The organism is Nostoc sp. 'Peltigera membranacea cyanobiont' 232 (assembly GCF_002245985.1).
In the GTDB taxonomy this organism is placed as follows: Bacteria; Cyanobacteriota; Cyanobacteriia; order Cyanobacteriales; family Nostocaceae; genus Nostoc.
Map to the genome: position 1 here is coordinate 22,594 of NZ_NOLK01000054.1, position 19,884 is coordinate 42,477.

15 protein-coding genes are annotated in these 19,884 nt (G+C 43.1%); 12 read left to right on the plus strand and 3 right to left on the minus strand.

The features are described 5' to 3' along the window. The first annotated feature begins 84 nt into the window (after nt 1-84). Both CDG79_RS18910 and CDG79_RS18915 read left to right on the plus strand, forming a co-directional pair. Entirely contained in the window at nt 85-1,755 is a 1,671-nt protein-coding gene (locus CDG79_RS18910) for an alpha-amylase family glycosyl hydrolase (RefSeq protein WP_094343519.1), read from the plus strand. 386 nt (nt 1,756-2,141) lie between these two features. Next, complete coding sequence (locus tag CDG79_RS18915; RefSeq protein WP_094343499.1) at nt 2,142-2,423, plus strand: hypothetical protein; 282 nt, start codon at nt 2,142-2,144, stop codon at nt 2,421-2,423. A gap of 169 nt (nt 2,424-2,592) precedes the next feature. On the opposite strand, the gene CDG79_RS42475 is transcribed toward CDG79_RS18915, so the two are convergent. Then, on the minus strand, nt 2,593-2,769 hold the full coding sequence (locus CDG79_RS42475) for a hypothetical protein (protein WP_189525047.1): 177 nt from the start codon (nt 2,767-2,769) through the stop codon (nt 2,593-2,595). Between the two features lie 492 nt (nt 2,770-3,261). Between CDG79_RS42475 and CDG79_RS18920 the strand changes: the two genes are divergently transcribed. The 7 genes from CDG79_RS18920 to CDG79_RS18950 all read left to right on the plus strand — a co-directional run bounded on the left by CDG79_RS18920 (nt 3,262) and on the right by CDG79_RS18950 (nt 12,539). Next, on the plus strand, nt 3,262-3,585 hold the full coding sequence (locus tag CDG79_RS18920) for an RNA recognition motif domain-containing protein (protein ID WP_094343500.1): 324 nt from the start codon (nt 3,262-3,264) through the stop codon (nt 3,583-3,585). A gap of 120 nt (nt 3,586-3,705) precedes the next feature. After that, nucleotides 3,706-3,894, plus strand: a complete 189-nt coding sequence (rpsU, locus tag CDG79_RS18925; RefSeq protein ID WP_012407716.1) for a 30S ribosomal protein S21 — start codon at nt 3,706-3,708, stop codon at nt 3,892-3,894. Nucleotides 3,895-4,126: 232 nt separating this feature from the next. Beyond that, complete coding sequence (locus CDG79_RS18930; protein WP_094343501.1) at nt 4,127-5,887, plus strand: serine/threonine protein kinase; 1,761 nt, start codon at nt 4,127-4,129, stop codon at nt 5,885-5,887. A 180-nt stretch (nt 5,888-6,067) separates the two neighbouring features. Further along, nucleotides 6,068-6,448, plus strand: a complete 381-nt coding sequence (locus CDG79_RS18935; protein WP_094343502.1) for a hypothetical protein — start codon at nt 6,068-6,070, stop codon at nt 6,446-6,448. 19 nt (nt 6,449-6,467) lie between these two features. Further along, entirely contained in the window at nt 6,468-10,130 is a 3,663-nt protein-coding gene (locus tag CDG79_RS18940) for a WD40 repeat domain-containing protein (RefSeq protein ID WP_094343503.1), read from the plus strand. A gap of 473 nt (nt 10,131-10,603) precedes the next feature. Further along, the gene (locus CDG79_RS18945) at nt 10,604-11,167 is read left to right on the plus strand and encodes a pentapeptide repeat-containing protein (protein WP_094343504.1); all 564 of its coding nucleotides are present in this window, start codon (nt 10,604-10,606) and stop codon (nt 11,165-11,167) included. A 187-nt stretch (nt 11,168-11,354) separates the two neighbouring features. Continuing rightward, on the plus strand, nt 11,355-12,539 hold the full coding sequence (locus CDG79_RS18950; protein WP_094343505.1) for a M20 family metallopeptidase: 1,185 nt from the start codon (nt 11,355-11,357) through the stop codon (nt 12,537-12,539). A gap of 175 nt (nt 12,540-12,714) precedes the next feature. Here CDG79_RS18950 and CDG79_RS18955 read toward each other — a convergent pair whose 3' ends face one another. Then, nucleotides 12,715-13,767 carry a hemerythrin domain-containing protein gene (locus CDG79_RS18955; RefSeq protein WP_094343506.1) on the minus strand — a complete coding sequence of 351 codons (1,053 nt, stop codon included), beginning with the start codon at nt 13,765-13,767 and terminating at the stop codon, nt 12,715-12,717. 633 nt (nt 13,768-14,400) lie between these two features. Beyond that, the gene (locus CDG79_RS18960; protein ID WP_094343507.1) at nt 14,401-14,898 is read right to left on the minus strand and encodes a pentapeptide repeat-containing protein; all 498 of its coding nucleotides are present in this window, start codon (nt 14,896-14,898) and stop codon (nt 14,401-14,403) included. 218 nt (nt 14,899-15,116) lie between these two features. On the opposite strand from CDG79_RS18960, the gene gcvT reads away from it, so the two are divergent. The 3 genes from gcvT to gcvP all read left to right on the plus strand — a co-directional run bounded on the left by gcvT (nt 15,117) and on the right by gcvP (nt 19,883). Next, a complete protein-coding gene (gene gcvT, locus CDG79_RS18965) occupies nt 15,117-16,253 on the plus strand; it encodes a glycine cleavage system aminomethyltransferase GcvT (protein WP_094343520.1) in 1,137 nt (378 codons plus the stop codon). A 125-nt stretch (nt 16,254-16,378) separates the two neighbouring features. Next, on the plus strand, nt 16,379-16,768 hold the full coding sequence (gcvH, locus tag CDG79_RS18970; protein ID WP_069072677.1) for a glycine cleavage system protein GcvH: 390 nt from the start codon (nt 16,379-16,381) through the stop codon (nt 16,766-16,768). Between the two features lie 178 nt (nt 16,769-16,946). Further along, nucleotides 16,947-19,883 carry an aminomethyl-transferring glycine dehydrogenase gene (gcvP, locus tag CDG79_RS18975; protein ID WP_094343508.1) on the plus strand — a complete coding sequence of 979 codons (2,937 nt, stop codon included), beginning with the start codon at nt 16,947-16,949 and terminating at the stop codon, nt 19,881-19,883. Nucleotide 19,884: the final 1 nt, after the last annotated feature.

Genomic DNA, 19,884 nt, shown 5'->3' on the forward strand with positions numbered 1-19,884 from the left:
GTATTAAGACGTATTGTCCTTAATGCTTTAAATCAAGAGCAATCTTTGAAACGTAGTAATCGCCAAAAATATAATCGAGCCGCAATGGAAAATATAACTGAATTTACATTATTTGCTCCTCGCAACAAAGGAGCAGCTTTAATTGGGTCTTTTTCTGATTGGAAAGAAATTCCAATGTCAAAAGGTGAAGATGGTTATTTTCGCACTCAAATAAAACTGGAGGATGGCGTTTATCAATACAAATTTCGGATTCAAACCAAAAGTCCAAATTTTACACCTGATGAATGGATAGATGTCATCGATCCCAAAGCAACAGATGTTAATGAAACAGAAAAATATAGCAGGGTACGCATTCAAGATGGGCGACCCATTGTTGATACTTACCTTTGGCAACACGATGAAATACCGTTGCCTGATAATCGGGAATTAGTTATATATGAAATGCACGTTGCAGATTTTACTGGTGATGAAGTTGGCTCTCACAAAGGAGGTAAATATTTAGGGATAATTGAAAAGTTAGATTATCTTTGCGAATTGGGAATTAATGCAATTGAATTAATGCCAGTTAATGAGTACCCTGGTGATTATAACTGGGGTTATAAAGTTCGTCACTTCTTTGCTACAGAATCTAGTTACGGTTCAACAGAAGATTTAAAGCGGTTGATTGACGAGTGTCATGGTAGAGGCATTCGCGTCTTTATGGATGGAATTTATAACCACACAGATGAAGAATGTCCTTTAATACTGATTGACCGAAATTACTGGTACTACGAATATAAGCATTATCCTGAAGACCCAGATAACTACTGGGGGCCAGAGTTTAACTATGATAATTATGACAAAAACTTAAATATTAAGCCTGCATGGGAATACATCAGTGATGTAGTAGAATTTTGGATTAAGGAGTATCACATTGATGGAATTCGCTTTGATGCAGTGCGCCAATTGGCTAACTTTGAATTTTTCAACTGGCTAACTAAGCAAGCAAAAAACCATGCTGCACCTAAGCAATTTTACAATATTGCCGAACACATTCCCGATACAAGCACTGTAGTCAAGCCAGATGGCCCATTAGATGCTTGTTGGCATGAAAGTTTTCGCTACTTTATAATTCCATATATTTGTGGTCAATCATTTGAATTAGAACAACTCAAGCAGGTTTTAGATCCCAAACAGCAGGGTTATGCGATCGCTACCAATGCGATTAATTATTTGGCAACCCACGATCGCGAACGTGTATTACGAGAATTAGGCAATTGCGGTATCTTTGACACCGCCGCATTTCAACGAGCGAAGTTAGCAGCGACTCTGTTAATCACAGCGATGGGTGTACCCATGCTGTGGATGGGAGAAGAGTTTGGCGAATACCAGCAGAAAAGCGAAGATGTGACTAAGCCGCAGAAGATTACTTGGTCTTTGTTGTCAGCCGCTCAGAATCATGATTTATTTGAGTATTATCGCAAGCTTATTGCTCTACGCCAGCAAACTCCAGCTTTGCAAAGCGATAATATTCAGTTTTTTTATGAAAATGCAGATGATAAAGTGCTGGCTTACACTCGTTGGGATGAGCAAAATTCTCATGTTGTCATAGTGGCAAATTTCTCTGACCAAAATCTAAATCAATATAAAATTTCCGACTTTCCAACTGCTGAGTATTTGCGAGATTGGGTCGGTAATCGGGAAGTAGAATCTGGAGAGGATGGTTTAGTTACTGACTTACCAAAATATACAGCTAAGATATTTGTTTTACAGTAGACAATATTGGATATCTTATGGAGCTTATCTTATGAAGCGATCGTGCAGCAAATGTCTACTAGCCAAGTGCAGCAACTAGTAGATGATTGACGCACTCGCAAAGGAAATGCCTTATTAGCTATGGTGAGTGGATGCAGTGAATTGCTATACTTATTCCTTGAGAATTTCTCCAAATCGCATTTAGGCTCCCAACAGCTATATTCGCGGATTTTGTGTGAGTATATCTTTTAATATACTCATATATGAATATGCTTTAACGTTGTCATCTCAGCAATTAGATGGTTGGAAAGAGATTAACCCAAGTGTTTTAATTTTATTAAAGAGTTTGCAATCAAATCTCAGCCTATTCTCAATAGTCAATCTAGTAATTTTCGTGGTGATTAAAAATGACATCTAATACATTAGTTGATAAAACCTTCCGTGATAGTGATGGCAACATTGTTATAGCCCAGATGCCAAACCTACCACTTATTGTTTGGATAGCAACTACTTTACTCGCTCTAATTTTTACAAATGGCAAAATCAATACAGTCTTAGAAGTACTAGCAAATGGCTCCTTGTTTACTTGGGCTTGGCTAGAATTATTTCAAGGCGTTAATTATTTTCGCAGAGCGCTAGGTCTTGCAGTATTTATTGGTATTATTGTATCAAAAATTCAGTATTCATAACTGACTCAGTAAGTAAGCGAAATTATTCCATGATTGTAGTGAAAATTTTTAGTAACTTACGGTATAAGTATTAACCGGGCTTCGCCGTTTGCAGTTAGTTCGTAATAACTAGGACTTCCGCAAAAATTGCCAAAAAGCTTCATTTATCGTAGACACATAGTAGCTTGCCCTAGGCTACCGCCAAGATGCCAAGAACGGCTTCTCTACGACAGGCTACGCCAACACACTGAAATTTCTTGGCTGAGATGGTAGTTTTTCGATCGCCAGCTTGCCCAAATTTCTCGCCCATGCTACTGACAAAATCTTTATCCCCTCGAACCTGCTTCTCTACGAGGTGTTGCTTCATGTTGTGAAATGGGCGCGATTGCCGACGACAGGCGGGTACGCGATCGCAATTGCTTTCATGGGTGGTTTTCCGAAGAAATAGAAACCGACATAGCCTTTATTTGTTGCTTCACTTTAGCTTTCGTATTAAAATCTTGATGTAATGCTTCATGGTTAATGCAGTCAAACGTTCAATTCGGATATTCAAAGATGTGCCCCTGTATGTCTGATTTCCTTTATCACCCTACAGAATTTATCTTCTTCCATTTCCAACCCTTTTGTGTGTTGGGCTGTACTTAGGGTAAGTGGGGGCAGGCGATCGCAATTTGCGCGATCGGATCGCTGGTTAACTATCTACTGGATGCAGAGAGCTGGCTCCTATGTCATCCTAGATTTAGGAGAGTTAATTCAGTGATGTCTTTGATTTTAGTATTGAAAGGCTTTTCCTTTTAGTATTTACAGACTTCTCAGAGAAATTAAAATCTCTACACAGTGATGATTTTGGAGCGAATCGATGTCAATTTACGTAGGTAACCTCTCTTATGACGTTACACAAGAAGATTTAAGTGGTATTTTTGCAGAATATGGTACTGTAAAGCGAGTTCAAGTGCCTACTGACCGTGAAACGGGTCGTCCGCGAGGCTTTGCTTTTGTGGAAATGGGAACTGAAGCTGAAGAAACAGCTGCCATTGAAGCTCTCGACGGTGCAGAGTGGATGGGTCGTGATCTTAAAGTAAATAAGGCTAAACCCAAGGAAGATAGAGGTGATAGAGGTTCCTTTGGTGGAGGCCGGGGAGGATACGGTGGTGGCGGCGGCGGACGCGGCGGACGCTACTAAATCTTGGAAACCAAGAAAACTTACCAAGAGTCTTAAGGTCAGACAAAACAAAAGTCTGTCTTTTTTTTGTAATGTTACCGCCTGCATATCATTGATTAAGTCAACTTAGTAGGAGAAATAATGACCCAAGTAATTGTCGGTGACAATGAACACATTGAATCAGCCTTACGACGATTTAAGCGAGAAGTTTCCAAGGCTGGAATTTTTCCAGACATGAGAAAGCATCGTCATTTTGAAACACCCTTAGAAAAACGCAAGCGCAAAGAAGTTGCCAAGCACAGACAGAGTAAGAGAAGTTTTCGTAATTAAGAGCTGACATAGCTATAAACCAATAGGCTTGGGTTAGTGATATTTCGTTTTGGAAGATCCCCCCAACCCTCCCTAAAAAGGGGGGTTCGGAAGGATCAAGCCTTAACCCAAGGATATTGAGATATAAACAAATGCCCTCATAGATTCTATGAGGGTTTTCCTTTTGCTTATTTAAAAATCACGAAACCTCAAGAAACGCTAAAATCAACTCAGCCTTTGTATTGTAGCGGTTGTGTCCCACATCACTCAGAGTGCGGTTCACTGCATAAATCCTGATTGTCAACGTCCTTATCCCCAGCCTTGGGGAAACAAATTTTGCAACAGCTGTGGCGCACCGCTAGAGTTGTTAGATCGCTATGTTCCACTTCAGCCATTAGGATCGGGAGGATTTGCTCAAATCTACACGGTTTGGGATGAAAAAACTCAAACAGAGAAAGTGCTGAAAGTGTTGGTAGAAGATTCACCAAAGGCACTGGAGTTATTTACCCAAGAGGCGGCGGTTTTATCTAGTTTGCAGCATCCAGGTGTCCCCACAGTCGATGCAGAAGGGTATTTTCAGGTACAACTGTTTAACCCCAAACCGCACCAACTACCTTGTTTGGTAATGGAAAAAATCAATGGGCGGACTTTAGAGGAGATATTAAAAAAGTTTCCCCAAGGTTGTCCAGAGAATTTAGTTGTAAACTGGTTTGCTCAAGCTGTAGAGATTTTACAAGAATTACACAAACGTCAGATTATTCACCGGGATATTAAACCCTCTAATTTAATGCTGGGCACATCTTCGCCCACTGTAACCCTACCTCAAGGGCAAACAGAAGGCGATCGCTTGGTACTAATTGATTTTGGTGGGGCAAAACAATTTAGCGCTTCTAAACTGCGTTCTCAGTCTAGTTCCACCCGCTTATTTTCTTCTGGCTACAGTCCCCCAGAACAAGTAAGTGGAAGTATTGTCGGGCCAAGTGCCGATTTTTATGCCCTTGGTCGAACAGTGATTGAAATGCTAACAGGCAAATACCCGCTAGAGTTGGAAGACCAACAAACTGGAAAATTGCGCTGGCGAAGTTCGGTAAATGTCAAACCAGAACTGGCAGATTTACTGGATGAGATGGTGCAGGATGATGTGCGATCGCGTCCAGCAAATGCAGCTATGATTCAAAAACGCTTGGCGAAGATTTCTCAACCATTACCGCCACCAGGATTATTTGCCCAACTGCGAGACAAGGCGAAGCTTGCCTCAACGCAAGTTTCCCAAAGATTTACACTAATAACTCAAGCTATTGAACAAGTTTTAGCTAACTTTAGCCAAGCTGTAACTAAAACCGTTATTTTTATTGCTCAGACAATAATCAAAATTTTCCAAGCTTGTTTGGCAACGATTTGGGCGATGATCCTGGCCTATGTTGGCGCTTGTTTTGGTGCGATCGCTGGTTTTATTTTGGCATATCACACCAGCTTGGGGCGTTGGGTTGTGGAATTTATTTCCAGTCAGCTAAACCAATTAGTGCCAAATACTCAACCCATCTTCGGGGCAGATATTTTGGTGTTCGTTGTCGCAGGCTGGGGAACCGCTTGGGGACTAACAGTATCTGGGTGTTTTGGTCAACGGCGGCGGTTTTTAGTAGCATCGCTGATGGGCATGATTAGCTATGGCTTTGGTTGGTTAATTTTGCAATTGATCGCACCAAAAGACAGTGGGGAGGGCTTAGTGGCAGTGATTTTAGTAGCAGCTTGCCTACTCACCTTGAGCTTAGGTCTTCGCAGCCATCATGTAGTGTACGCTGTGTTCGCTGCCTTTGGTAGTGCGATCGCTTATGCATTTTTGATTCTTTTAAGGTTAGCACCTCCGATCTTCCAATTTTCTAATCATCCAGCTTGGTCAGAGTTACAGTTACCTCTGATTTTTTTTGGTTCTATGGGCTTCTTCATCAGCTTCTGGTTAGGAGTGAGTTACTACCTAATTGTCCCTGGATTGCGCTTTTTAGGATGGCGGTGAAGGGGGAAGGAGGGATTCCTATATTTAGGACTTGCGTAAGTGTCATATTTTTTTGTAGAGGTTATCAAGAGTCAAAAAATCGAAATCTTGACCCTTGACTTCGATAACATGATGATATACGTGCCAGTTGCGTAAATCCTGCTATTTTAACTGTTAGATACAAATAATTGGGGATTAACTATGGAACCTATTTCTATGATTATTGCTGCTTTAGGTGCTGGTGCGATCGCAGCTACTAAGGATACCGCAGGAACAGCAGTCAAAGATGCCTATCAGGGGTTGAAAACCTTGATTAAGAAGAAGTTTGAAAGTGAACCAAAAGCACAAATGGTTCTTGAAGAACACGAAACAGACCCTGAAACCTATGAAGCACCACTTAAAAAGAAATTAGCTGAAGCTGGTGCTGAGAAAGATGCAGAAATTATTAAGTTAGCCCAGGAGTTGCTGAAACAGGTAAAACCTGAAGAGTCAGCAGCAGGTAAATACAACACAGTGTTTCAAGGAGAAGTGAAGGGCGCTCAGGTGGGCGATCGCAACAAACAAGAAAATAAATTTGCTTAACAGGCACTGGAGTATCTAGATGGCTGAAGAGAATTCCAATTACAATTCAAAGTTTGAAAATGAAGTAAAGAGTGCTGTAGTTGGTGAAAAAAACATTATCTACAACTACTTTTACTATAGGGAAGAAGCAAGAGTAGAACCTGTTGATCCGGCGATCGCTGCTGATGAATATCTCCCTTGTCCTTATCAGGGATTGTTTCATTTTGGCCCCAATGATGCGGATGTTTTTTTTGGGCGGGAAATATTTATTGAAGAACTTTATAGTGCAACTAAAACCAATAATTTTATTCCGGTGCTAGGTGCATCAGGAAGCGGTAAATCTTCGGTGGTATTAGCGGGATTAGTCCCTAAGTTACAAAAAGCAGGTCATTGGCAGTTTACTCACTTCCGTCCTGGTTCTGATCCTTTCCATGCTCTAGCTTTAGCTCTAGTTCCTCTTTATACACCCAAATTAGATCAAACAGACCAAATTGCCCAAGCCCGAAAGATGGCTGGTTACTTGCAAGATGGTTCTGTTATTCTCTTAGATGTTTTTGCTAAAATTCAACAAAATCACCCCAATCATCGGGTGCTACTGATTGCTGACCAATTTGAAGAAATTTACACCCTCTGTAACGATCAGGAAATTCGCCGTAAGTTTCTCGACTGCTTATTAGTTAGTCTAGAAACTCTTACTTCCCTGACTTCATCGGCTACGGTGTTGGTGACAACGATGCGGGCAGATTTTTTGGGAAATGCTCTCTCCTATCGTCCCTTTGCTGATGTCTTGCAAAATGGTGACGTGAAACTGGGGCCGATGAATCGGGAGGAACTAACACAAGTCATTGAAAAACCTGCCCAAAAATTCGGGGTGACATTTGCAGACGGACTGGTAAAACGCATTCTGGATGATGTGGAAAACCAACCGGGAAATTTACCTTTGCTAGAGTTTGCTTTGACAGAGTTGTGGAATAAGCGAACAGGTAAACAATTAACTCACAAAATCTATGAAGAAATTGGTCAAGTAGAAGGTGCGTTAGCTCGCCATGCTGATGAGAAATATGGCAACTTGACAGATGATGAGAAAGAAAAAGTGCGGCGGATTTTTATTCAATTAGTGCGTCCAGGTGAGGGAGCAGAAGATACAAGACGCATAGCGATGAAAGCGGAATTGGGCGAGCAAAGCTGGTCTTTGGTAAAAAAATTAGCTGATGCTCGGTTGGTGGTGACAAGTCGCAATCTTAGCAGTCAAGAAACAGTCGAAGTAGTCCATGAAGCTCTGATTCGTAATTGGGGAGAACTGCGAGAATGGATGAATACAAACCGCGTTTTTAGAGCTTGGCAAGAGCGACTGCGATCAGCAAAGGGACAATGGGAAGCAACGAATAAAGATTCGGGGTCATTGTTGCGGGGTGCAGCATTAGCAGTAGCAGAAGAAAAACTCAAGGAGCGCCCAGAAGACTTAATTGATGAGAAAGAATTTATCGAGCAGAGTATCCAAGAAGGAAATCGCCTCAAACAAGCCGAAGCAGCCCGCAGGAAACGCGAAATCAGAACCGCCTGGGGAATTGCGGCAGGTTCGTTGGTGGCGGTGGTAATTAGCGGTGGATTGGGTTTTACGGCATGGAATGAGACTAAGCAGGCGCAACTCAATCTGGCCGAATCTCTTGGTAGATATTCCTTGTCTCTATTTAATGAACATAAATCCTTAGAGGCTTTCGTCCCAGCAATCAGGGCGGGAAAAATCCTGCAAAGCCAACATAAAACTAACTCAGAGGTAATGAATGCCTTGCAGACAGTTCGTTTTCAAGGAAGAGAACGCAACAGCTTGGAAGGGCATAGTAACGCTGTCAATAGCGTGAGTTTTAGCCCCGACGGCAAGACTTTGGCTTCTGGCAGTGGTGACAAGACAATCAAACTCTGGAATCTAGAGACAGGAAAAGAAATCCACACCCTCACAGGGCATAGTAACGCTGTTGCTAGCGTGAGTTTTAGCCCCGACGGCAAGACGTTGGCTTCTGGCAGTCTTGACAAGACAATCAAACTCTGGAATCTAGAGACAGGAAAGGAAATTCGCACCCTCAACGGGCATAGTTCTTCTGTTACTGGCGTGAGTTTTAGCCCTGATGGTAAGACTTTGGCTTCTAGCAGTGGTGACAAGACAATCAAACTCTGGAATCTAGAGACAGGAAAGGAAATCCGCACTCTCACGGGGCATAGTTCCTCTGTTACTAGCGTGAGTTTTAGCCCCGACGGTAAAACTTTGGCTTCTGGCAGTGGTGACAAGACAATCAAACTCTGGAATCTAGAGACAGGAAAGGAAATCCGCACTCTCACGGGGCATAGTAACTATGTTGCTAGCGTGAGTTTTAGCCCCGACGGCAAGACTTTGGCTTCTGGCAGTTTGGACAACAGAATCAAACTCTGGAATCTAGAAACAGGAAAGGAAATCCGCACCCTCACGGGGCATAGTTTCTCTGTTACTAGCTTGAGTTTTAGCCCAGACGGCAAGACTTTGGCTTCTGGCAGTTTGGACAACAGAATCAAACTCTGGAATCTAGAAACAGGAAAGGAAATCCGCACCCTCACGGGGCATAGTAACATTGTCAATAGCGTGAGTTTTAGCCCCGACGGGAAGACTTTGGCTTCTGGCAGTGGTGACTATACAATCAAACTCTGGAATCTAGAGACAGGAAAGGAAATCCGCGCCCTCATGGGGCATAGTTTGATTGTCTTTAGCGTGAGTTTTAGCCCCGACGGGAAGACTTTGGCTTCTGGCAGTTGGGACAAGACAATCAAACTCTGGAATCTAGAGACAGGAAAGGAAATCCGCACTCTCACGGGGCATAGTTTGATTGTCAATAGCGTGAGTTTTAGCCCCGACGGCAAGACTTTGGCTTCTAGCAGTGCTGACAAGACAATCAAACTCTGGAATCTAGAGACAGGAAAGGAAATCCGCGCCCTCACGGGGCATAGTAACTATGTTGCTAGCGTGAGTTTTAGCCCCGACGGCAAGACTTTGGCTTCTGGCAGTGCCGACAAGACAATCAAACTCTGGAATCTAGAGACAGGAAAGGAAATCCGCGCCCTCACGGGGCATAGTAGCGTTGTCAATAGCGTGAGTTTTAGCCCCGACGGGAAGACTTTGGCTTCTGGCAGTGATGACAACACAATCAAATTCTGGAATCTAGAGACAGGAAAGGAAATCCGCACCCTCACGGGGCATAGTAACTATGTTGCTAGCGTGAGTTTTAGCCCCGACGGCAAGACTTTGGCTTCTGGCAGTGCTGACAAGACAATCAAACTCTGGAATCTAGAGACAGGAAAGGAAATCCACACTCTCACGGGGCATAGTAGCGTTGTCTTTAGCGTGAGTTTTAGCCCCGACGGGAAGACTTTGGCTTCTGGCAGTGGTGACTATACAATCAAACTCTGGAATCTAGAGACAGGAAAGGAAATCCACACTCTCACGGGGCATAGTAACGCTGTCTTTAGCGTGAGTTTTAGCCCCGACGGGAAGACTTTGGCTTCTGGCAGTGCTGACAACACAATCAAACTCTGGAATATTCCAGAATTAGAATCAAAATTAAAATTAGACTCTTTGATGCAGAACAATTGTGATTCAGTACGCGTTTATTTAGAGAATAATCCTAATGTCAGCGAAAGGGACAGTCACTTGTGCGACGCTATTGGCAGGAAGTAGGACTGCCTTGCGGAAGTCAAAAGTCAAAACAGGCCATATTCTTTTAGAGTCACTCCGTGAACGCATTTTGAGAAAACTTCATCGGCGATCGCGTTTTGAGGAACGAAACCCAACATTTTGATTGATTTTGTTGGGTTTTACTTCCCAACAGAACGCTATGCGAAGGTTCAACTCAACCATAGAGTTTATGATTTTAATCAAGTGCCTAAAAACAAGATCCCCCTAGTCGTATTTTTCATCGAGCTAGGGGGATCACATATATGGTAGTCTATAAGAGGTTCGGTATAGTTCCTTACGAATCGATTCTATAGCCTATATTTCCGTTTGAGTAGTCTTACCATTAGAATTTATAGTATTTTTACAGCTTCTTAATGAATGCTTCATCCCTGTTCTTCCTTAGAGAAGCGGTATATGTAAGTATGGCAGTACGCAGTGTGCGTAAATTGTCATTTTTGTAGATATCTGTAAAAAATATGAACTTTAAGATTGTTGCTGCGGTCGCTTTGTTGGCTTGTTTTGGGTTTGCAGAGCAAGCCCTGGCGTTAAATCAGCTAGATTTGGATCAGTTGAAGGCAACAAGTGCCTGTCCCCGGTGTAATTTGAGTGGTGCTGACCTAACTCAACTGAATCTAACTGGAGCAAATTTGCGAGGGGCCGACTTGAGTGGTGCAACATTATCTAAAGCTAATCTCACCAATGCCGATCTCACCGGTGCAAATTTAGAAGGTGCGATTCTTAATTTGGCGAATCTTAATAGTGCTTCCTTAACCGGAGCAAATTTGAAATCAGCATCCTTGGAAAATGCCGATCTGTCTTATGCCGGTTTCATCAGCGCCAATTTAGAAGCAGCAAACTTAAAAGGTGCGAAATTGGAATTTACCAATTTTCGGGGGGCTAATTTCCGACTAACAACTCTAGCTAATGGTGTCGTCACCTCAGATATGCCTTATAGCTGGTCGTCAGAGCGTCAAAAGACAAGAGAATGTAACCACTTCAAACCCGAAAATACTCCAGGCACAACCTGTTATTCAAAATAAACTGGGGATTGAGGACTGGGGATTGGGGACTGGGCAATAATCAATAGCTTTTCTTTCTCTACTTCCCCTACTTCCTCTGCTTCCCCTGCTTCCCCTGCTTCCCCTCAACTATCCTTGTATAGCAAAAGCATTTTGTTTGTTAACAGTTCTTTATCATGGGAAAAAAGCTTGTAGATTAACTAAATCGATGCTTACCCATATAAAAGACTTAGCAGCAAAACTAGCGCCTCGCTTGATTGAAATTCGCCGCCACATCCACTCTCACCCAGAACTCAGCGGTCAGGAGTACCAAACAGCAGCCTTCGTAGCTGGTGTTCTGTCTTCCAGTGGTCTGCATGTACAAGAAGGTGTTGGTAAAACGGGCGTTATTGGAGAACTGCAAGGCACTGGTCAAAATGACCGTTTATTGGCAATTCGCACCGATATGGATGCTTTGCCAATTCAAGAGGGCACAAATTTGGAATACGCCTCTCGCGCCGAAGGTATTATGCACGCTTGTGGTCACGATGTCCATACCACTGTGGGCTTAGGAACGGCGATGGTGCTGTCCCAAATGGCGGAGGAGTTGAGTGGAAAAGTGCGGTTTTTATTTCAGCCAGCCGAGGAAATTGCTCAAGGGGCAAGCTGGATGGTGAAAGATGGCGCGATGGAAAACGTCTCAGCTGTTTTAGGGGTTCATGTTTTTCCTTCTATACACGCAGGATCTATTGGCGTGCGTTACGGGGCATTGACAGCCGCCGCAGATGATTTAGAGATTCTAATTATGGGAGAATCTGGGCACGGGGCGCGTCCTCATGAGGCTATTGATGCGATTTGGATTGCTTGCCAAATTATTACTGCACTGCAACAAGCCATCAGCCGGACACAAAATCCTTTGCGTCCTGTTGTATTGAGCATAGGGAAGATTAATGGTGGCAGAGCGCCGAATATAATTGCGGATAAAGTACAGTTATTGGGAACCGTGCGATCGCTCCATCCCGAAACCCGCGCTCATCTCCCTAAGTGGATTGAAAATATTGTATCTAATGTTTGCCATACTTACGGAGCAAACTATCAAGTAAATTATCGTCAGGGTGTATCCAGCGTTCAAAATGATTACACTTTGACACAATTATTACAGTCAGCCGCAGAAGAAGCTTGGAGTACCGATCGCGTCCAAGTTTTACCCGAACCCTCCCTTGGTGCTGAAGATTTTTCTATGTATTTGGAACACGCCCCCGGTTCCATGTTTCGTTTAGGTGTAGGCTACAAAGAAAGAATCATTAACCACCCATTACACCATCCGCAGTTTGAAGTTGATGAATCTGCCATTATCACTGGGGTTATAACTATGGCTTATGCCGCTTATAAATACTATCAGCAAAATGTTTAAACAAAAACTCCCAGCTTTGGTGTGCTGGGAGTTTTTGTTTAGACATCTCCAGAAATTAAATATGCATTATCTAGAATCCTTGTAGAAAGCTAGCAGTGCTACCTCTCTACATTCTTTTTCACCAGATGTCTTTTAACTAACCTTTTTTAGTGGATATAGAAAGCTCAAAAGCATCCTACACCTTCGATTCGGTAACAACACCTAGCTTTTGTTGAATTCGGGTCTTAGCAGCTTTGAATTCAGTAGCCAGTTGCTCACTTTGCTCAGTGCTTAAGTTGTTGCGAATGGCAGCAAACATTGTGCTTTCTTCTTGACGAATATGATCGCTAATAGCTTCCCTCAGCTGTTTGACTTTCTCTTTGAATAGCGGTGAAGATGGGCTGAGAGCCTTAATTTCTTCTAACGCCTGCTTTGCATGAGCTTGTTCATTAAACAGTTCTTGGGTGTTGTTTTGACCATAGAAAGGACGTACTTTTGGGTATACGACTTCCTCTTCGGCTTCAGCGTGGACACTTAGATCCTTATAAATTTGACCGAAGTACTCTTGGATCTTCTCAGGATTGTCGCTTTGGATCAATTCGGCGAACAGGGTATTTAGCTTATTATGATCGAGGCGGATGGCATCTTGGATATTCATATCCTTTTTGTCACTGGCTTGGGTAACAGCGCTACCTACCACACCACTGACTGCGGCCAAAGCGTCTTGAACACGCGCCCAAATTCCTTGATCTGCATCTTGTCCAGTGAGTTCGCGGACACCCAGAATTTCTAAAATACCCTTGAGTTGTTCTTGGTGAGCGCGGTTTTCAAAGTTAATGGTATTGAGAGGTGCGATCGCTAGCAAAACGTCAGCACCAACTTTTTGAGCAGCTTTATGAACTATCAAACCAGTGGTTACTAGTTGATGTTTCAGCAATTCATGCTGAGATACTTTGTCATACAGACTTAGCTCAGAACTTTTGAACAATTCTTTCGATTTTTCAATGAATTCTCTAACAATCTTTCTTGGTTCAGCCTGGATGCCATACTGACCAATTACAGTTTCTAGAATGCCAAGATTTTTTTCGTCATCATTGAGAAAATTTCGGATGCGATCGGCGATTTCGGGATCGAGGCCTTCTTTCAAAAACAGTTGCTCTTTTTCGATAACCAACTGTTGCAGTGCTTTCAGGTCTGCCAATCTAATAGCAATAGCATTGCGTTTCGTATCATCTAAAGTAGCTACCATCTGTGTTCTCCTCGGCAAAGTGTTCGTAGTCCTTACTGATATAACCTTGACACAGAGGGTTAGAAGATTCCATCTTTCTTTTGAGCGATCGCTTTCACCACTATGGGTAGAAAAAATTATTTTTCTTAACAATTTATATGTTCTTATACTTTTAGATAGATATCTGAAATATCAACTCAAACTGTATCCTGAGATAGATACTTATTCGGTTTTATTTTATCAGGCAGAATCAAAGTATATCTATCAGAATGCGATTGGATTTTATGAACTATAATATTGTATTTGGTAATTCAAAATAAGCTCCCAATCACAGCGAGCATCCAAATTTGGCAAAAATATACGGAACTGACATGAAAATCCTTTTAAATCCTCTTCTCTTTGTGTCCTTTGCGGTTCGTTTTTTATTCTCCGGGATAAGCCAGAATCTCGGATGTAAATTAAACTTGCACATTTGGGATGCTCCCCAAATCACAAGGCTTTAGTTGATGCTTCAAAGGTTCGCTTGATTAAAATTCGGAATGATATTTTAATTCGTTTAATCCTTTCTCAACATTCTGCCAGATTACAAACCTTAAAAGGTAGACTTTGCTACTTTTAGGTAGTTCTGTCCACCTTTTAACGAGGGGCTAGATTCTACTTACATCCTAAAGACTCACGAGTATCTACACCAGTTTTAGAATTAACACCACTTGCTTTAACACAAAGCTTTTTCACTTGCGTCCCATCTAAAATTGCATTCGTAAAATCAGCACCTGTGACATTTACATCATCAAAAGTAGAACGTAGCATCATTGCATCGGTTAACACAGCATCACTCAAATCAGCCGCCTTAAACCTTGTGAGATAAGCTATGCCTTCACTAAAATTAGCACCATGCAGATTTACTCCCTCCAAAAGGGTACCGTTAAATACACCACCACGTAAGTCAGCATTGCTAAAATTAGCATTCTCTAATTTGAGATTGGTAAACTCAGTGCCAATTAAACTCTGACTAGAGTAATCCTTACCCTTGAGTTCATCATTACCCATAGAACGGGTAATACTAGAAGAACTTGCAGCTTCCGCCGATAGGGGAAACATAAAAAGAACCAAAGCTAAAACACAGCTAGCTATTAGTCGCCAATATTTCATAATGTCTTCTTAATAAATCTCAACACTTCCACCATTAACTATTAAACCTCACAGAAGAGGACAAAGGAGTGAAGAAGGGAAGCGGGTACAGCTTACAGAGTAGAAATTATTCCCTATCATCTACCCCCTGTCACCTCTTCCCTAATCTCTCGTAGGATGATAGATGTTGAGGTGCGATGCCTAATGGCAAGTTGCTCCGCATCTACGCAAAATTACCTGTGGCTAATCAAGAAGACAACGCTCAATCTCTGGCGCGAACCCCTTTATATCAACTGGGTGTAGAACTCAAAGCACGCCTTACCAGCTTTGGCGGCTGGGAAATGCCTGTGCAATTTAGTGGAATTAGCCGCGAACACGAGGCTGTAAGAAATACAGCCGGAATGTTCGATATTTCCCACATGGGCAAATTTACCCTCCAAGGTAAAAACCTGATTTCCCAACTCCAGCCACTAGTGCCTTCAGACTTGAGTCGATTGCAACCTGGTCAAGCACAATACACCGTATTGTTAAATCCCCAAGCGGGAATTATTGACGACATCATTGTTTATTACCAAGGTGAAGATACCACTGGTATACAGAAGGCATTTATCATCGTCAATGCAGCCACCTCTGGTAAAGATAAAGCATGGTTATTGCAACACCTTGACCTGGATAAGTTGCAATTCCAAGACCTTTCACCAGAAAAAGCCTTAATTGCCGTGCAAGGGCCAAAAGCGATTAAATATCTCCAGCCATTAGTGCAAGAAGACTTACAACCAATCAAAGCCTTTGGACATTTAGAAGCAACCCTACTAGGTAAACCTGCCTTCTTGGCCCGCACAGGTTACACCGGAGAAGATGGCTTTGAGGTGATGGTAGACCCAGATGTGGGGGTAGAATTGTGGCGAAATCTCCATAAAGCTGGTGTTATCCCCTGTGGACTTGGTGCGAGAGACACTCTGCGCCTAGAAGCAGCGATGGCACTTTACGGACAAGATATCGATGACACCACCACACCCTTAGAAGCAGGTTTGGGGTGGCTAGTTCACTTAGATACCAAAGGTGATTTTAGCGGACGAGAAGTTTTAGCACAGCAAAAAGCCACTGGAGTGCAGCGCCGATTGGTGGGTTTACAAACCCAAGGACGCAACATTGCCCGTCATGGCTATCAAGTGTTATCAGCAGGTAAAGTCGTGGGAGAAGTTACCAGTGGCACTCTGTCGCCCACACTTGGTTATCCCATTGCCTTAGCCTACGTTCCTACCCAGCTAGCAACCGTTGGTCAGCAGCTAGAAGTCGAAATTCGTGGCAAGGCTTATCCAGCAATTGTGGTTAAACGTCCCTTTTATCGGTCAAAAAATCGTGTTGCCAACTGATAAGCGCCGAGGTTTTTGAGGAATAATGTGTTGTGAGTTACTCAATCTACAGTAAGGTTCATTACTAGATATGGCTTGGATGACTGTTGGGGCAATAATTTTTTTGATAAGGGAGAGGAAGTGATATGTCTTTTGAATATCCTCAAGATTTTAGATACCTCGATTCTCATGAATACGTGCGAATAGATGGCGAAATTGCCACCATTGGCATTACTGAGTTTGCCGTCCATGAATTGGGTGATATCGTCTTTTTGGAACTGCCAGAAATTGGCGACGCTCTGACCAGGGGAGAAAACTTTGGCACAATTGAATCAGTAAAAGCCGTTGAAGAACTGAATTCACCAGTCACAGGCACGGTTATAGAACGCAATGAAGCCTTAATTAATTCTCCCGAAGAAGTGTCAGAAGACCCCTACGGAGAAGGGTGGTTTTTGAAAGTGCGTGTCAATGACCCTGGTGAAGTTGAGGATGCCTTGACAGCAGATGAGTATCGCGCCCAGGTGGAAGGGGAGTAAGGAAGAGGGAGATGGTGAAGCAGAGAATGAAGATTTCCCTGCGTCACTGTCTCCCCATATCTTCTCTACCACTCCACTCGAAAATAAGTCATGAAATTTAGATAAAATTCAAAGTTACACCTACTTCTCATCAGTATTTATTGCAAAATATGAAATAGTACCATCTGGAGAGTAATTTGTGGTATTGAACGCCCCTATTCTCAAGTCTAATGAGCAGCAAGTGCTGGACGGAAAAAGTCAAAAGTTAAGTAGTTTTGTGCCAAGACACATTGGCCCTAACTCCGACGATATCCAGCTTATGCTTAAGGTTTTGGGGTTTCCCAGCCTGGATGCCCTAATCGATAAAACAGTTCCCCAGACAATTCGGCTGAAGCAACCGCTAAAGTTACCAGAAGCTGAAAGTGAGTATGCAGCACTGGTATCGTTAAAAAAAGTTGCTAACAAAAATCAGGTTTTCCGCTCATACATCGGTATGGGATATTACGACACTATTACCCCACCTGTGATTGGGCGTAACATCTTAGAAAACCCAGGTTGGTATACTGCTTACACTCCTTATCAGCCAGAAATTGCCCAAGGAAGACTAGAAGCGCTGCTAAATTTTCAAACCCTGATTATCGACCTCACAGGTTTGGAAATCGCCAATGCTTCGTTACTTGATGAAGCCACAGCTGCAGCTGAAGCAATGAGTTTAAGCTACGGTGTCTCCAAAAATCAGGCAAATGCCTATTTTGTCTCTCATGATTGCCATCCCCAAACTATTGACGTGTTACAAACACGGGCTAAACCATTAGGGATTAATATTATTGTCGGCGATCATCAAACATTTGATTTTGATCGAGCAATTTTTGGGGCTGTTCTACAATACCCCGCAAGTGATGGCACTATTTACGACTACCGTGCTTTTATAGAAAAAGCCCATGCTAAGGGTGCATTGGTGACGGTAGCAGCAGATCCTTTAAGTTTAACTTTGCTCACCCCTCCTGGGGAATTTGGTGCTGATATTGCTGTCGGTAGTACCCAGCGCTTCGGTATTCCCTTGGGGTTTGGGGGGCCTCATGCGGCATACTTTGCTACGAAGGAAGAGTATAAGCGGCTGGTTCCGGGGCGAATTGTGGGTGTATCAAAAGATGCTCAAGGTAAGCCTGCATTGCGTCTGGCTTTGCAAACCCGCGAACAGCATATCCGCCGCGAAAAAGCTACTAGTAATATTTGTACTGCACAGGTGTTGCTGGCAGTAATGGCGAGTATGTACGCGGTCTATCATGGGCCTGCTGGACTTAAGCAAATTGCGGAGAATATCCACAAGCTAACTTTAATGTTGGCAGCAGGATTAAAGCATTTGGGTTACAAAATTAATTCTGAACATTTCTTTGATACATTGCGCGTGGACTTGGGAACACGTAGCCTGGAAGTAATTCTCGAAGCTTGTCAAGCACGGAATATTAACCTGCGGATTGTTGATGATACTACCGTTGGTGTTTCTGTAGATGAAACAACTACAGTAGATGATTTGGTAGAGCTTTTGGAGATTTTTGCTGCGCCTGATAGTCTATTTTTCGGTTTTAAAGAAATTGGAGACTTAATTGCAGCACAGCGCAAATCACATCTAGATAATTCAACCCTCTCCCGTACAAGTACATATCTCACCCACCCAGTCTTTAACCGCTATCACTCAGAAACGGAGTTGTTGCGTTATATTCACAAGCTGGAAAGCAAGGACTTATCGCTAACTACATCGATGATTCCTTTGGGTTCTTGCACAATGAAATTGAATGCGACAGCTGAGATGATTCCGGTAAGTTGGGAGGAATTTGGTAAGATTCACCCATTTGCCCCCGCGTCGCAAACTCAGGGTTATCAAATCTTATTTAAGCAACTTGAGGCATGGTTAGCTGAAATTACTGGTTTTGCAGGAATTTCTCTGCAACCAAATGCTGGTTCTCAGGGTGAATATGCTGGGCTTTTAGTAATTCGCCAATATCACGAAAATCGGGGTGAAGGACACCGCAACGTCTGTTTGATTCCCACTTCTGCACATGGGACAAACCCAGCAAGTGCGGTGATGTGCGGGATGAAGGTGGTGGCTGTTGCCTGTGACTCACAAGGTAATATTGACGTTGATGACCTGAAGGCTAAGGCAGAAAAACACAGCAATGAATTAGCCGCCTTAATGGTGACATATCCCTCAACTCACGGTGTCTTTGAGGAGCCAATTCAGGAAATCTGCGCTGTTGTCCATAGTCACGGTGGACAAGTTTACATGGATGGGGCAAATATGAACGCCCAAGTGGGAATTTGCCGTCCTGGAGATATTGGCGCGGATGTCTGTCATTTAAATTTGCATAAAACTTTTTGTATTCCTCATGGTGGCGGTGGCCCTGGTATGGGGCCCATTGGCGTTGCATCTCATCTTGTGCCGTTTTTGCCGGGACATCCTGTTGTCACTATCGACAACTCAACTCAGCACTCTAATATTGGTGCTGTGGCGGCTGCGCCTTGGGGTAGTGCCAGTATTCTGGTGATTTCTTGGATGTACATCGCCATGATGGGTGCAGATGGTTTAACCCAAGCAACTAAGGTGGCGATTCTCAACGCTAACTACATCGCCAAGAAACTGGAATCGTACTATCCGGTTTTGTATCAGGGGAAAAATGGTCTAGTTGCCCATGAATGTATTTTAGATTTGCGATCGCTCAAAAAATCAGCTGCGATCGAAATCGATGATGTAGCCAAGCGTCTGATAGATTACGGTTTCCATGCGCCAACTGTCTCCTGGCCTGTAGGAGGTACAATCATGGTGGAACCTACTGAAAGTGAATCTAAACAAGAGTTAGATCGTTTCTGTGATGCGTTGATTTCTATTCGCCAAGAAATCGCCGAAATAGAATCAGGCAAGGTGGATACCCAAGATAATGTTTTAAAAAACGCACCTCACACTGCCGAAAGTCTTATTACAGGAGAATGGCACCATTCCTATTCTCGCGAACAAGCTGCCTATCCTGCGTCTTGGACTCGTGAATATAAATTCTGGCCTGCTGTTGGTCGCATTGATGCAGCCTTTGGCGACAGGAATTTTGTTTGTTCTTGTCTGCCAATGGATGCTTATTCCTGAT

Coding starts and splice junctions, on each gene's coding strand:
- CDG79_RS18910 (WP_094343519.1), top strand. CDS start 85: ATGGAAAATATAACTGAATTTACATTATTTGCTCCTCGCAACAAAGGA.
- CDG79_RS18915 (WP_094343499.1), top strand. CDS start 2,142: ATGACATCTAATACATTAGTTGATAAAACCTTCCGTGATAGTGATGGC.
- CDG79_RS42475 (WP_189525047.1), bottom strand. CDS start 2,769: ATGAAGCAACACCTCGTAGAGAAGCAGGTTCGAGGGGATAAAGATTTT.
- CDG79_RS18920 (WP_094343500.1), top strand. CDS start 3,262: ATGTCAATTTACGTAGGTAACCTCTCTTATGACGTTACACAAGAAGAT.
- rpsU (WP_012407716.1), top strand. CDS start 3,706: ATGACCCAAGTAATTGTCGGTGACAATGAACACATTGAATCAGCCTTA.
- CDG79_RS18935 (WP_094343502.1), top strand. CDS start 6,068: ATGGAACCTATTTCTATGATTATTGCTGCTTTAGGTGCTGGTGCGATC.
- CDG79_RS18940 (WP_094343503.1), top strand. CDS start 6,468: ATGGCTGAAGAGAATTCCAATTACAATTCAAAGTTTGAAAATGAAGTA.
- CDG79_RS18945 (WP_094343504.1), top strand. CDS start 10,604: ATGAACTTTAAGATTGTTGCTGCGGTCGCTTTGTTGGCTTGTTTTGGG.
- CDG79_RS18950 (WP_094343505.1), top strand. CDS start 11,355: ATGCTTACCCATATAAAAGACTTAGCAGCAAAACTAGCGCCTCGCTTG.
- CDG79_RS18955 (WP_094343506.1), bottom strand. CDS start 13,767: ATGGTAGCTACTTTAGATGATACGAAACGCAATGCTATTGCTATTAGA.
- CDG79_RS18960 (WP_094343507.1), bottom strand. CDS start 14,898: ATGAAATATTGGCGACTAATAGCTAGCTGTGTTTTAGCTTTGGTTCTT.
- gcvH (WP_069072677.1), top strand. CDS start 16,379: ATGTCTTTTGAATATCCTCAAGATTTTAGATACCTCGATTCTCATGAA.